We start from the raw sequence: 14774 nt of genomic DNA on the forward strand, positions 1-14774 counted from the left end.
AATGACCATTATTGGTTGATTATCTATCCTGCCCTGTGTGTGCTGATGAATAGAAAACGTCCCATACATCTTGATTTGTTCCGGATCAGACTACCTTTGCCGGGTCTGGTTTCTATACTTCATCGCATTAGTGGGCTGTTGCTGTTTCTGGCATTGCCGTTGTTGCTGTTGTTGCTGCAATATAGCCTGCTTTCCATTGAAACTTATACCCAACTAGTAGCAGTACTGCAACTCCCTGTTGTCAAAGTGTCATTGATTATCCTGGTGTGGGCATTGTTACACCATTTTTTTGCAGGGATACGCTTTCTCGTGATTGATATGCATATTGGCGTAGGGTTACCTCAGGCACGAGCAAGCAGTAAATATGTTTTGTTCCTGAGCGTGGGCTTGACCTTGCTGGCAGGAGTGTGGCTTTGGTAGATCGAATTGTCACCGGGGCGCATTACGGGTTGCGGGGCTGGCTGGTGCAGCGCATCAGCGCAGTCATCATGGCGGTTTATGTTTTTTTTGTTGCTGGCTATATTGTGCTGAATTCGCACTTCGGGGATCATTTGGGGCGCGGCGGGCTGGATTATTATAAATGGGTGATGTTATTTTCAAATCCCCTAATGCGTTCCTTTACCCTGCTGTTTCTGATTGCTCTGTTTTATCATGCATGGATCGGGTTGCGGGATATAGTGATGGATTATGTCCGGTCTGCAAAGGTACGCCTGCTGATTTATGTATTGCTGACAGTATTACTTTTACTGTATTCGATTTGGGCGGTACAAATTTTGTGGGGAATCTGATGGCGGTTGCGAAACGTACATTTGACGTGGTAATCGTAGGGGCAGGTGGCTCCGGGATGCGTGCAGCCTTGGCATTGTCCGAGGCAGGTTTGAAAGTGGCGGTGCTGTCCAAGGTTTTTCCCACGCGTTCGCATACGGTAGCAGCTCAGGGAGGCATAGCTGCATCGCTGGGGAATATCAGCGAAGACAATTGGCATTGGCATATGTATGACACCGTGAAAGGATCGGATTATCTGGGTGATCAGGATGCCATTGAGTTTATGTGTCGTGCCGCGCCGGAAGTAGTGTATGAACTGGAGCATTTTGGCATGCCGTTTGATCGGCTGGACAACGGTAAAATTTATCAGCGTCCATTTGGCGGACACATGCAGGATTATGGCAAGACTCCGGTGCAGCGTGCGTGTGCTGCGGCGGACCGTACCGGTCATGCATTGCTGCATACGTTATATCAAAAAAACATGCAGGCCAATACAATTTTCTTCGTGGAATGGATGGCCCTGGATTTAATTCGCGATGAAGATGGCGATGTGCTCGGGGTCGTAGCGATGGAAATAGAAACGAGCGATCTGATGATTTTTCAGGCGCGTGCTACGTTATTTGCAACTGGCGGTGCAGCGAGGATTTTTCAGGCAAGCACCAATGCATATATTAATACGGGTGACGGCTTGGGGATGGCGGCGCGTGCAGGGATTCCGCTGGAGGATATGGAGTTTTTCCAGTTCCATCCGACGGGTGTATATGGTGCGGGAGTTCTGATTTCCGAAGGGGTGCGTGGGGAGGGAGGCTACCTGATCAATAAGGAAGGGGAGCGTTTCATGTCTCGCTACGCTGTCAATGCGAAAGATCTGGCCAGTCGAGATGTGGTTTCCCGCGCCATTGCCACCGAGATCAGGGAGGGACGGGGATGCGGGAAACATGGGGACCATGTTTTATTGAAGGTAGACCATATCGGCGATGCCGTTATTCGCCAACGTTTGCCGGGTATTCGCGATATTTCCATGAGATTTGCCCATGTTGATCCTGCGCGGGAACCTATACCAGTGGTTCCCACCGCGCACTATATGATGGGCGGGATTCCAACCAATTATCATGGCCAGGTTGTGGCGCCATACAGGACAGGGCCGGAAGAGATCGTGCAAGGATTTTATGCGGTAGGCGAGTGCGCATGTGTTTCGGTCCATGGCGCTAACCGGCTGGGTTGCAATTCATTGCTGGATTTGCTGGTATTTGGGCGTGAAGTGGCGAGGCAGATTATTGAGGACCTGCAGCGCAGTCCGCACCCCAAATCCTTGCCTAAAGGGGCTACCGAGCTCCCGCTTGCCCGTCTTGCAAGGTTAAAATCACAGAAAGATGGCGAGAGCGTTGCGGAAGTCGGCGCGGAAATGCGGAGCGTGATGCAAAAACATTGTGGCGTGTTCCGTTTCCCGGATCTTTTGTCTGCAGGCATGCAGAAGATTCGTAAAGTGGCAGAACGGGCTGGCAATACCATGATTCATGATCAGAGTAGAGTTTTTAATATTGCATGCATTGAAGCACTGGAACTGGATAATCTGATTGAGGTAGCCCAGGCGACCATGTATTCAGCCGCCGCACGGAAAGAAAGCCGTGGTGGCCATGCAAGGGATGATTTTCCAGAACGCGATGATGACCACTGGCTGAAACATACGCTGTATTTCAGTGATGGCAAAAAACTGGACTACAAGCCTGTCCGTTTAAAACCGCTGACCGTGGAATCCTTTCCGCTCAGGGCGCGGATATACTGAACAGCGAAAATGTAAAATAAAATCCGGCGAATAGGCTGGGTCAGTTGCGGACCGCAATGGTGATGCGGTTTTTGCAGGTTGTGCGGGTGGGGCATGGTTTATGGTCAGTCCGGTATGGGATTATGGAAATCAGCAATAACAAGACTGTTCCCGGGATTGGGCTATCAAGGAACACGGGTCTTATCCTGGACAATGAGTCCTATGGATTATTTTGCTGTGCAATGTTACTGCGGATAAACGGATCAGGAAGTGCGACAGCGGACATCCCGGCAGCACCACTGTCAGCGCCGGTCGACTGACTATGATACGGATGTGAGTAAGACAGCTGTTCTGAAATGACTGGCAGAGGGATGAATCTTGAAATTTAAAATTTACCGCTATAACCCTGAAACCGATGAGCAGCCGTATATGCGCAATTATGAGCTGGATATGGAAGCGGGCGACATGATGCTGCTGGATGCGCTACTTCTTATCCGGGAGCAGGATGATAGCCTGAGTCTGCGTAAATCCTGCCGTGAAGGGGTTTGTGGCTCGGATGCCATGAATATTAATGGTCGCAATGGGTTGGCTTGCATTACCAAGCTGTCGACTTTAAAGCAGCCGATTGAATTACGCCCACTGCCGGGCTTGCCCGTGATCCGCGATTTGATCGTGGATATGACGCAATTCTTCAAACAATATCATTCAATTAAGCCTTATCTGGTGAATAATGACCCTCCTCCAGAAACGGAACGCTTGCAATCACCATTGCAGCGCGCGGAGCTGGATGGTCTTTATGAATGTATTCTCTGTGCCTGCTGCACTACGGCTTGTCCGTCTTTCTGGTGGAATCCGGATAAGTTTGTAGGGCCTGCCGGTTTGTTGCAGGCTTACCGGTTCATCGTTGATAGCCGGGATCAGGCAACGAGCGAGCGGCTGGATAACCTGGAAGATCCATACCGTTTATTTCGGTGTCACAGCATTATGAATTGTGTAGATGTTTGTCCAAAGGGTCTGAACCCTACTGCTGCCATAGGAAAAATAAAAACCCTGATGGTGAAGCGCACAGTATGAAAGAGCTTGAGCGTTTAAGCTGGCGGTGTCGAAGAGGGATGCTGGAACTGGATATTGTGCTGGGCAGATTTGTGCAGTTGCATTATGCAGATCTGGATGACATTCAGAAAACGGCATTTGATGTTTTGCTGGACATGCCCGACCAGATGCTCTGGGATAGGATTGCCAGATCAGGTCCTTCTCTGCAGAAGGGCGAACAGTGTGCGGTGTTGGAGTTGCTTCGGACAGTTTAATGTTTGGCAGCCGAAAATTTTCGGGATAGCGAAGATGCAAATAAATTGGGAGGCATGATGAGGGAAGAAAAACGTGTTGCAACATTGACTCTGGGGGATGGCAGGAGTATTGAATTGCCAATACTCTCTGGCACACTGGGGCCAGATGTAATCGACATTCGCGGGCTGGGAAAACTTAATATGTTTACCTATGATCCGGCTTTCGTCTCCACTGCAAGCTGTTCGTCCAGTATAACTTTTATTGATGGGGAAGCAGGGTTGCTTTATTACCGTGGCTATCCTATTGAACAGCTTGCGGAAAATTCTGATTTTCTCGAGGTGTGCTATTTGCTGCTGCATGGTGAGCTGCCAAACGCGGAGCGAAAACATGATTTTAATAAGAAGGTGATGCAGCACACCATGGTGCACGATCAGCTTGCGCGTTTTTTTAATGGTTTCCGACGTGATGCGCACCCAATGGCGGTAATGGTAGGAGTGGTGGGAGCGCTTTCAGCTTTTTATCATGATTCGCTTGACATCAACAATCCGGAACATCGCGAAATTTCTGCATTGCGTTTGTTAGCTAAGGTGCCGACCATTGCTGCCATGACTTATAAGTATTTCACCGGTTTCCCGTTCATGTACCCGAGGAACGAGTTCAATTTCGTCGAAAATTTCATGTATATGATGTTTGCGACCCCGGCTGAAACTTATATACCCAACCAGAAGCTGGTACGGGCGATGGAACGGATTTTGATTCTGCACGCAGACCATGAGCAAAACGCATCGACTTCGACAGTGCGGCTGGCAGGATCCAGCGGGGCCAATCCATTTGCCTGCGTATCATCAGGCATTGCAGCGCTATGGGGGCCTGCGCACGGTGGCGCGAATGAAGCTGTGCTTAAGATGCTGGAGGAGATTGGAGATGTGTCGCGTGTCGCGGATTTCATGAAGGGTGTGAAGGAAAAAAAATATCGTCTGATGGGCTTTGGGCACCGGGTTTACAAGAACATGGATCCGCGCGCGGAAGTGATGCGGGCTACGTGTTATGAGGTACTCAAAGAGCTGAAGCTGGAAAATGACCCGTTGTTCTTAATGGCCCTGGAGTTGGAACAGATTGCGCTAAAGGACGAATACTTTATAGAGAGAAAGCTGTATCCCAATGTGGATTTTTATTCCGGGATTGTGTTGCGTGCTCTGGGGATTCCTCCCAACATGTTCACAGTAATTTTTGCTGTGGCCCGTACCATAGGCTGGGTGTCACAGTGGAATGAAATGATTTCTGACAGCGAACGCAAGATCGGCCGTCCACGGCAGTTGTACCAAGGGGCAAGGCAACGTGATTTTGTGCCGATTTCCGCCCGTTAGTGCGAAGCACTGGGGAAGCTGACGTTGCGGAATAGTTGTGCGTCCCTTTATTTGATTGCTTCGCAATCCATCCGGGTTCGGCTTGCCATGAGCATATCCTGAGTCAGGTGGCGGAATGGAAGGACATGACAGCATCGTAAAAAATGGATCATCACTTATGACGGCAGACATGCATGCCATGCTGGGCAACTCGATGCTGTATGGTGCCAATATGGCTTATATTGAAAATCTGTATGAGACATATCTGGCTGCGCCAGGATCTGTTTCTGACCAATGGCGTGTTTATTTCGATACCTTGCAGGGCGGGTCGCTTGCGCAGCCACGGGATATGGCGCATGGCCCGGTAATCCGGGCGTTTGCTGAATTGCCTTTTGCTTCTTGCGAGCATGGGGAACATCAGGGGATGGATCTGGCCCGCAAGCAGGTGGCAGTATTGCAACTGATCAATGCGTATCGTTTTCTTGGGGTGCGTCAAGCCAGCCTTGATCCGCTGGGTCGGCATCCCAAGCCTGAAGCTCCTGAGCTGGATCCGGTTTTTCATGGGCTTGCTGAAGTAGATATGGATGTAACATTCAATACCGGTTCGCTGGCGGGTCCACCACGCTTAACATTGCGCGAAATTTTGCAGTTGTTACGCCAGACCTATTGCGGCAGTATAGGTGTGGAATATATGTTCATCAGTGATGTGGCACAAAAACGCTGGATTCAGAATCGCCTGGAAAATGTTCGCAGCATGCCAAGCTACAGTGCTGATATAAAGCGGCGTATTCTTGAGCGATTAACGGCGGCCGAAACCCTGGAGCGATACCTGCATACCAAATATGTCGGACAGAAAAGATTTTCCCTGGAAGGCGGTGAATCGCTGATTCCGATGCTGGATCATGTCTTGCAACACGCAGGTGCACAGGGTGTGCGCGAAACGGTTATCGGGATGGCACACCGTGGACGATTGAATGTGGCTGTGAATACCCTAGGCAAACTGCCCCGGGATTTATTCGCGGAATTTGAAGGCAAGCACAGTGAAAATCTGACTTCCGGTGACGTGAAATATCATCAAGGATTTTCGTCGGACATTTCCACTCCGGGTGGGGCGATGCATTTGGCGCTGGCGTTTAACCCTTCTCATCTTGAAATCGTCAATCCGGTGGTAGAAGGTTCGGTGCGCGCCCGTCAGGACCGGCGCGGTGACAGGGAAGGACGGGAGGTCATGCCGCTTTTGTTGCACGGTGATGCGGCTTTCGCCGGACAGGGCGTGATCATGGAAACGTTCAGTTTGTCACAGACGCGCGGCTATCGCACGGGAGGAACCGTGCATATCATCATAAACAATCAGATCGGATTTACTACTTCGGATACCCGTGATACCCGTTCTTCCTTGTATTGTTCTGATGTGGCGAAGATGATCGAAGCGCCGGTTTTTCATGTGAATGGAGACGACCCAGAAGCGTTGTTGCTGGTAGCTGAAATTGCGCTTGATTATCGCATGACCTTTAAAAGGGATGTGGTGATTGATATGGTGTGCTTCCGCAAGCTTGGCCATAACGAGCAGGATGAGCCGATGGTCACGCAGCCTTTCATGTACAGTTACATCAATAAGCATCCAGGAACGCGTGAACTGTATGCCAGGCGCCTTGTAGAACAGAATGTGATAGACGAAAAAGACGCAGGGGCGATGATTGCTGCTTACCGTCGGGCGATGGATGAAGGCATTAATCCGGTTCAACTTATAATCAGTAACTTCAATAAAGAATATGCAGTAAATTGGTCTAAATACAAAAGCGATGTGTGCTGGGATGTTGCGGTGGATACAACCGTGCCGCTGGAAAAATTGAAGAAATTTTCCCAACGGCTGACAGAGGTTCCGGAAAAGTTCAAGCTGCAGTCGCGTGTGGAAAAAATCATTGCAGATCGCCGCGCAATGGGCAAAGGTGAGCAACCACTTGATTGGGGGATGGCAGAGAACCTTGCTTATGCTAGCCTGGTGGCGGAGGGGATCCCGGTGCGCTTGTCCGGGGAGGACAGTGCACGCGGTACTTTTTTCCATCGCCATGCCGTCTTGCATGATCAGAATCGCGTAGAGTGGGACAAGGGGTATCATGTTCCCCTGCGAAATATCGCACCTGATCAGGCTGATTTTACCGTAATTGATTCCATTCTTTCAGAAGAGGCCGTGCTGGCGTTTGAGTATGGTTATGCGAGCGCAGAGCCCAATACTCTGGTGATATGGGAAGCACAGTTTGGAGACTTTGCAAATGGCGCCCAAGTGGTAATCGATCAATTTATTTCATCGGGAGAAGCCAAGTGGGGGCGCATGTGCGGGCTGGTTATGTTCCTGCCCCATGGCTATGAAGGGCAGGGACCTGAGCATTCTTCCGGTCGTATGGAGCGGTATTTGCAGTTATGTGCTGACTACAATATTCAAGTGTGTGTTCCCTCAACTTCAGCCCAAATATTTCATTTGTTGCGTCGCCAGATGTTGCGTCCAATACGTAAACCCCTTGTCGTATTTACGCCTAAAAGCATGTTACGCAGCAGGGATGCTTTTTCACCCTTGGATGAATTAGCTCAAGGTTCATTTCAGCCAGTGATTGGGGAAAAGGGAGTGTTGCGTGCAGAAAGGGTGCGCCGCATTATCGTGTGCAGTGGAAAGATATACCATGAACTGATGTCTGCCCGGAACAAAAGAGGTTTTGAAGCGGTAGAGGCGGGTGCTTTGTCTTCGGAAGAGGTAGCGATTATCCGGCTGGAGCAACTTTATCCATTTCCGCATGATGCTTTCAAGGCCCAGATTGCCAGTTTTCCCAACGCTACAGAATTGCTTTGGTGTCAGGAGGAGCCGAGAAATCAGGGGGCATGGCATCGCATCCAGCATTATCTGATGCGTCACCTGCGTGACAACATGCGACTTGTCTCTGCGGCGCGGCCTTCCGCAGCATCACCTGCGGCTGGATATCTTGCGGTGCATAATGAGCAACAGAAGGCAGTGATTCATGCCGCATTTGGTTGTAATCTGGATCAATAAATCGGGAGCAAGACATCATGCAGATCGAAGTGAAAGTGCCGCAGCTTTCGGAATCGGTTCCGGAAGCCACATTGGTATCCTGGTATAAGCAGGAGGGCGAAGCTGTGGCTGAGGGGGAAAATCTGATCGATATTGAAACCGATAAGGTGGTATTGGAGTTGCCGGCGATCAAGGCGGGGGTACTGGCCAGAATTCTCAAACAAAATGGTGAAAAAGTTACCAGTAATGAGGTAATTGCACTTCTTGATACAGAAGCTAGTCCTGTTGAAAAAAGTACGATCGAATCAGACCATGCGGTCAATGAACAGGCTTTCGTAATGCCTGCAGCAAAGAAAATTGCTGCTGAAAATCAGATCGATACCAGCGCAATCAGCGGAAGCGGTCGCGGTGGCCGGGTTACCAAGGAAGATGTGCTTATTGCTGTGCAGGAAAAAACTGCAGCTCCGGTGGGTGCTGTTCTGCAACCCCCGGCGGGTGGGCGGAAGGAACAGCGCGTGACTATGACCCGGATTCGCCAGCGCATTGCAGAGCGCCTCCTTCAGTCGCAAAGGAATGCTGCAATTCTTACAACATTTAATGAAGTAAATATGTTGCCTGTAGTTGAATTGCGTAATCGGTATAAGGACGATTTTGAAAAGAAACATGGTGTCAAGCTTGGCTTCATGTCATTTTTCATTAAGGCAGCATTGCTTGCGTTGCACAAATTTCCAGTGGTGAATGCGTCTGTGGATGGCACAGATATTGTTTACCACGGTTATTATGATATTGGGGTGGCAATTGGCAGTGAGCGCGGTCTGGTGGTGCCTGTTATCCGTGATGCGGACAAATTGTCGTTGGCCGATATTGAAAGGCTAATTATTGACTTCGGTGCGCGAGCCAGGGACGGCAGAATTACCCTTGAAGAATTGACTGGGGGAACATTTTCCATTTCGAATGGCGGGGTGTTTGGCTCCATGCTATCCACTCCCATCATTAATCCACCACAAAGCGCAATTCTTGGTATCCATGCTACAAAAGACAGGCCGGTGGCTGAAAATGGTCAAGTCGTGATCCGTCCGATGAACTATCTCGCACTTTCCTATGACCATAGAATTATTGATGGACGGGATGCGGTATTATTTCTTGCGACCATAAAAGAAGCATTGGAATTCCCTGGGCGGGTGTTACTGGACTTGTAGTAATTATATTGCCGTGGGGTTGTTACGGTACTCGCATTTGTGACCCTGGTGAGACGGGAAGAACAGAGCGGCCTTAAAGAGCCAAGAGTAAACGGGTGAAAATATTTTTAGTGGCTGGGTGATAGGTAATGATGTCAAACTTATTCGATGTTGTGGTAATTGGGGCCGGGCCAGGAGGATATGTGGCGGCGATTCGTTGTTCCCAGCTTGGACTGCATACTGCTTGTATTGATGATTTAAAAGGCGAGAATGGCAAGCCGAGTCTCGGTGGAACCTGTCTAAATTTTGGCTGTATTCCATCCAAGGCATTGCTGGAGTCTTCTGAGAATTTTGAGCGGCTCAAGCATGATTTTGGTTCTCATGGCATCGGTGCAGAAAATGTGAGCATGGATGTGCAGAAAATGCTGCTGCGCAAGGGCAAGATTGTTTCTGACTTTACCATGGGTATTGCTCAGCTATTCAAGAAAAACAAGGTCGTATCCATTCATGGTTCCGCCAGCTTGCTAGGTCGGGATGGTGATCTTTGGCGTATTGGTATTTCGGGTAGTGAGGAAATCTGTTCCAAAAATGTAATCATTGCCACTGGTTCGAAGTCACGTAACCTCCAGCAGGTCCAAACTGATGGTGTGCAGGTCGTGGATAATGTAGGCGCGCTGAATTTTAGCGATGTGCCCAGGCGGCTGGTTATTGTTGGTGCGGGAGTGATCGGGTTGGAGCTTGGCAGTGTGTGGAGGAGACTTGGGTCTGAAGTGACGGTTCTGGAAAGTTCTCCGTTGTTTTTGTCTGCAGCAGATGAGCAGGTTGCCAAAGAAGCATTGCGGGTGTTTACTAAACAAAAATTGTCCATTCATTTCGGGGCACAGATCGGTACAGTTACGCAGACCCCTGAGGAAGTAACCATCAGCTGGCGGAACAGCCAGGGCGAAGATCAGGAACTGAATACTGAAAAATTGATTGTAGCAATCGGGCGAATTCCCAATACGCAGGGTCTGGGTGCTGATTCAGTCGGGCTTAAACTCGATAGTGCTGGCCGTATTGAGGTGGATGAATATTGCCGAACTAATTTGCCATGTATGTTTGCCGTAGGCGATGTGGTTCGTGGCCCGATGCTGGCGCATAAGGCATCGGAAGAAGGGGTGATGGTGGCGGAATTGATCGCCGGTCAGGTGGGATGTGGCGACCTGAGTTTTGTGCCGAATGTGATATACACTGCCCCTGAAATCGCCTGGGTAGGCAAAACTGAACAGCAGGTCAGGACAGATGGTATAGCCTATAAGACTGGGAAATTTCCTTTTCTGGCGAATGGGCGTGCTCGAGCCATGGGGGATACGGGAGGATTTGTAAAAATCGTTGCCGATGCGGAAACGGATCGTATTCTTGGAGTGCACATAATAGGCCCGATGGCATCCGAGCTGATCCAGCTTGGTGTGCAAGCGATGGCGTTTGCTGCGAGCAGTGAAGATTTGGCGCGCATGGTATATGCGCATCCTTCACTTGCGGAGGTGATGCATGAAGCCGCACTGGCGGTTGACAGTCGTACAATTCATATATGACGTGGATGGTCCACGCCATGTGAATGGTTAGTCAGTGCATTGGCAATGTTCATTTTTATGCAATATATTTATGGATAGGGCAAGTTATAAAAGCGTTGGCGCACCCAAATATGTTCGGTCAGCATCGGTCCAGTCGGGTTGTATGCCGGATCAGACCCTGGAGAAATGAAATTGAGATGCGGAATGAGACCGCCGCACCTTGTAGCGGTATTGCATGTTCTGAACCGGATTGGTGGAGGTGTATTTATTAAATCGTTTGATGCTTGTGGGTTATATTAATGTGAGCTGGAAACGGGAATATTCTTGAAGAATCGTTTGGGGGAACGGGGTACAGACAGTGCAGCCAAAATAGCTGTAATTTCCGTTTATTCCTGCATTCTTTCCTATGCTACAATTATTAATTGATCTGAACCGGCGAAAGTGGCGGAATTGGTAGACGCACTGGATTTAGGTTCCAGCGCCGCAAGGCGTGAGAGTTCGAGTCTCTCCTTTCGCACCAACTAAAAATTCACTTATTAACCTAAGGAAAGTTAGCATGTCGAGTATAGAAATCGTGAGCGGGTTGGAGCGCCGTCTGAAGGCAGCCATCCCTGTGCAACTGGTTAGCAGTGAGATGGAAGCACGCCTGAAGAAAATTGCACGTACCGCAGAGGTGCCTGGGTTCAGGCCGGGAAAAGTTCCGTTCAAGATTTTGGAAAAAAAACACGGTCCTAGAGTGCAGCAGGAAGTGATTCAGGATGCCTTGAGGCAATCCTTTGCCAAAGAGGCGCAGGAAGGTAATTTAAAAATTGTGGGGTATCCGGAATTCGAGGTAAAAGAGATTGAACCGGATGCATTGTGGATTGAATATAGCGCGATCTTTGAGGTTTATCCCGAAGTCGTTCTGGGTGATATCGCTTCTGAAAATGTGGAAAAGGCAGTTTATACATTAAACGATGCCGATGTGGATACAACGCTGACCACTCTCCGTAAGCAGCATGCTACGTACGAACCAGTGGATCGTGCAGCGCAAAATGAAGATAGAGTGATTATTGATTTTAGTGGTCTGATGGATGGAAGAATATTTGAAGGGGGCGAAGCCAGGGATTTGCCGGTATTGCTGGGTGTCGGGCAATTGCTGCCGGACTTTGAGAATGCCATCATCGGCATGAAGGCAGGGGAAGAAAAATCCTTTGACATGAATTTCCCGGTCGACTATCACGCCAAGCAAGTGGCTGGCAGACCGGCGACGTTCACTCTTACCCTGAAAAAGGTAGAAGAGGCTCGTTTGCCTGAGTTAGATGAAAAATTTGCCAGATTGTTGGGTGTGGAAGACGGGAATTTGGATCGGCTGAGGGTGGAAGTCCGGGAAAATCTTGATCGGGAAATAAGGCGTCGCCTGATGTTGCGCAACAAAGACAGTGCGATGTCTGCTTTGTTGCGCGTTACTGAAATGGAGTTGCCCAAATCACTGGTTGAGGCTGAAGCCAAGAGCCTGATGCAGCAAACCATGAACGATATGAAAAAACGTAATATGGCGCTGCCGAAAGGCCAGGATACTTTGCCACTTGAAATGTTCAACGAGCGTGCAGAAAGGCGGGTCAAGCTAAGCCTGATCATTACGGATCTGGTGGAGAAGCATGGGTTACATGCCAAGCCTGAACAGGTTAAATCTCTCGTTGAAGAGTATGCGCAAAGTTATGACAATCCTGAAGAGGTGGTCCAGTGGCACTACAATGATCCTACCCGGTTGCAAGAAGCAGAAAATCTGGTTCTGGAAGATAATGTAGTAACCTGGGTAATGGATACTGCCAAGGTGACGGAGAAGGTGGTGGAATTTAATGAGTTGATGGGGAATCCTGCGTGATGACTTGTGAAAAGCCACAAAACGGTTACGATCCCCAAAGCATCGGCATGATACCGATGGTGATTGAAACCAGCGGGCGCGGAGAGCGTGCGTTTGACATCTATTCCAGATTGCTCAAGGAGCGCGTAATATTTCTGGTGGGTAACGTCAACGATATGACCGCAAATCTTGTGGTGGCCCAGTTATTATTTCTGGAGTCTGAAAATCCAGATAAGGATATTCATCTTTATATCAACTCGCCGGGTGGTTCCATTTCTGCAGGAATGGCTATTTATGACACCATGCAGTTTATCAAACCTGAAGTGTCCACTTTATGTATCGGTATGGCAGCGTCCATGGGGGCTTTTTTGTTGCAGGCCGGTGCAAAGGGAAAGCGGTTTGTCCTGCCAAACTCTTCGGTGATGATTCACCAGCCTTTGGGTGGGTTTCAAGGGCAGGCATCTGACATTGAAATTCATGCCAGATATATTCTAAGCCTGCGGGAACGGCTCTATGCTTTGATGGCACAGCATACTGGTCGGAATATTGAGGAAATCGCACGCGACAGTGAACGCGATAAATTCCTGACTGCGACTGAAGCGGTTGAATATGGTCTGGTGGATCAGGTTTTGGACAAGCGGGTTTGAACACAGTTATCGGCCTGATTGAATGAAATGAATACAGGCAATAGATAAAACAGGGGGTAGGAATGGCGCTGGATAAAAGCACGGGCGACAAATTATTGTACTGTTCGTTTTGCGGAAAAAGCCAGCATGAGGTTCGCAAGCTGATTGCAGGGCCTTCTGTGTTTGTATGCGACGAATGTGTTGAGCTGTGTAACGATATCATCCGCGAGGAAAACAATCATTCAGTGTCCGGGAAGCCGGATACGGACAAGCTTCCGGTGCCGCATGAGATTCGTGCGCGGCTTGATGAGTATGTGATCGGTCAAGAACCTGCCAAGAAGATTTTATCGGTCGCTGTTTATAATCATTACAAGCGTTTGAAAAGCAACATTAATGACGGCGTGGAGCTGTCTAAAAGCAATATTTTGCTAATTGGCCCGACCGGTTCCGGAAAAACCCTGCTGGCACAAACTCTGGCGCGGTTGCTTAATGTACCTTTTGTAATGGCTGATGCGACTACCCTGACTGAAGCTGGTTATGTTGGGGAGGATGTCGAAAATATCATTCAGAAGTTATTACAGGTTTGCGATTACGATGTGGAGCGTGCCCAGCGTGGAATTATCTATATCGATGAAATTGATAAGATTTCGCGCAAATCGGACAACCCTTCCATTACTCGTGATGTTTCCGGAGAAGGAGTGCAGCAGGCATTGCTCAAGCTGATCGAGGGGACCAAAGCTTCCGTTCCTCCGCAGGGCGGCCGCAAACATCCGAATACCGAATTTTTGCATGTCGATACCACCAATATTCTGTTTATATGTGGCGGCGCGTTTGATGGCATGGAAAAGGTCATACTAAACAGAACACAAAAAGCAGGAATAGGTTTTGGTGCAAGCTTGCCTGATTCCGCCGGCGCAAAAAATGCAGGATCCGTTCTGCGTAATGTAGAGCCGGAGGACTTGATCAAGTTCGGACTGATTCCGGAATTTGTCGGGCGTTTGCCAGTGGTTGCATCTCTGGAAGAACTGGACGAGGCTGCGCTGATCCAGATTTTAACCGAGCCTAAAAATGCTCTGACCAAACAATATCATAAGCTTTTTGCCATGGAAGGCGTAGAGATAGAATTTCAGGAAGGAGTGTTGCAGGCAATTGCAAAAAAAGCGCTGGAACGTAAGACTGGGGCGCGTGGTTTGCGCTCTATTTTGGAGCATGCCCTGTTGGATATTATGTATGACTTGCCTTCGATGGAAAATGTCAGCAAAGTGGTGTTGGAAGCAAATAGTACGGATGGGGAAATCAAACCGATCGTGGTTTACGCAGATGCATCCAGGGCAGCTTAGGCAATTCCTGGCTTCCTGAATTTAGCCGGAGTGTTGTAATTCGTAT

12 protein-coding genes and 1 tRNA gene are annotated in these 14774 nt (G+C 49.1%); all 13 read left to right on the plus strand.

Features of this window, described 5'->3' with window-relative positions:
* The first annotated feature begins 45 nt into the window (after positions 1-45).
* The 13 genes from sdhC to clpX all read left to right on the plus strand — a co-directional run bounded on the left by sdhC (position 46) and on the right by clpX (position 14728).
* On the plus strand, positions 46-420 hold the full coding sequence (sdhC, locus tag KJA68_RS08005; RefSeq protein ID WP_213036417.1) for a succinate dehydrogenase, cytochrome b556 subunit: 375 nt from the start codon (positions 46-48) through the stop codon (positions 418-420).
* Positions 408-788 (plus strand): succinate dehydrogenase, hydrophobic membrane anchor protein, encoded by a 381-nt coding sequence (gene sdhD / locus KJA68_RS08010; protein ID WP_246487112.1) that lies wholly within the window; start codon positions 408-410, stop codon positions 786-788. The genes sdhC and sdhD overlap by 13 nt, the downstream gene beginning before the upstream one ends.
* On the plus strand, positions 788-2551 hold the full coding sequence (gene sdhA / locus KJA68_RS08015; protein WP_213036419.1) for a succinate dehydrogenase flavoprotein subunit: 1764 nt from the start codon (positions 788-790) through the stop codon (positions 2549-2551). The genes sdhD and sdhA overlap by 1 nt, the downstream gene beginning before the upstream one ends.
* 357 nt (positions 2552-2908) lie before the next feature.
* Positions 2909-3604: a succinate dehydrogenase iron-sulfur subunit gene (locus KJA68_RS08020; RefSeq protein ID WP_213036420.1), complete on the plus strand. Its 696-nt coding sequence runs from the start codon at positions 2909-2911 to the stop codon at positions 3602-3604.
* Complete coding sequence (locus tag KJA68_RS08025) at positions 3601-3837, plus strand: FAD assembly factor SdhE (protein WP_213036421.1); 237 nt, start codon at positions 3601-3603, stop codon at positions 3835-3837. Before KJA68_RS08020 ends, KJA68_RS08025 begins: the two co-directional genes overlap by 4 nt.
* 57 nt (positions 3838-3894) lie before the next feature.
* Positions 3895-5184, plus strand: a complete 1290-nt coding sequence (gene gltA / locus KJA68_RS08030) for a citrate synthase (RefSeq protein WP_213036455.1) — start codon at positions 3895-3897, stop codon at positions 5182-5184.
* Positions 5185-5341: 157 nt separating this feature from the next.
* The gene (locus KJA68_RS08035; protein ID WP_420887643.1) at positions 5342-8206 is read left to right on the plus strand and encodes a 2-oxoglutarate dehydrogenase E1 component; all 2865 of its coding nucleotides are present in this window, start codon (positions 5342-5344) and stop codon (positions 8204-8206) included.
* 17 nt (positions 8207-8223) lie between these two features.
* Complete coding sequence (gene odhB / locus KJA68_RS08040; RefSeq protein WP_213036422.1) at positions 8224-9384, plus strand: 2-oxoglutarate dehydrogenase complex dihydrolipoyllysine-residue succinyltransferase; 1161 nt, start codon at positions 8224-8226, stop codon at positions 9382-9384.
* Between the two features lie 131 nt (positions 9385-9515).
* Positions 9516-10937 carry a dihydrolipoyl dehydrogenase gene (lpdA, locus tag KJA68_RS08045; protein WP_213036457.1) on the plus strand — a complete coding sequence of 474 codons (1422 nt, stop codon included), beginning with the start codon at positions 9516-9518 and terminating at the stop codon, positions 10935-10937.
* Between the two features lie 414 nt (positions 10938-11351).
* Positions 11352-11436: transfer RNA gene (locus KJA68_RS08050), tRNA-Leu, on the plus strand.
* A 36-nt stretch (positions 11437-11472) separates the two neighbouring features.
* A complete protein-coding gene (gene tig / locus KJA68_RS08055; protein WP_213036423.1) occupies positions 11473-12783 on the plus strand; it encodes a trigger factor in 1311 nt (436 codons plus the stop codon).
* A complete protein-coding gene (clpP, locus tag KJA68_RS08060) occupies positions 12783-13409 on the plus strand; it encodes an ATP-dependent Clp endopeptidase proteolytic subunit ClpP (RefSeq protein ID WP_213036424.1) in 627 nt (208 codons plus the stop codon). Before tig ends, clpP begins: the two co-directional genes overlap by 1 nt.
* A 62-nt stretch (positions 13410-13471) precedes the next feature.
* Positions 13472-14728 carry an ATP-dependent Clp protease ATP-binding subunit ClpX gene (gene clpX / locus KJA68_RS08065; RefSeq protein WP_213036425.1) on the plus strand — a complete coding sequence of 419 codons (1257 nt, stop codon included), beginning with the start codon at positions 13472-13474 and terminating at the stop codon, positions 14726-14728.
* Positions 14729-14774: the final 46 nt, after the last annotated feature.

The sequence above is a fragment of the Candidatus Nitrotoga fabula genome (assembly GCF_905221025.1).
GTDB lineage: Bacteria > Pseudomonadota > Gammaproteobacteria > Burkholderiales > Gallionellaceae > Nitrotoga > Nitrotoga fabula.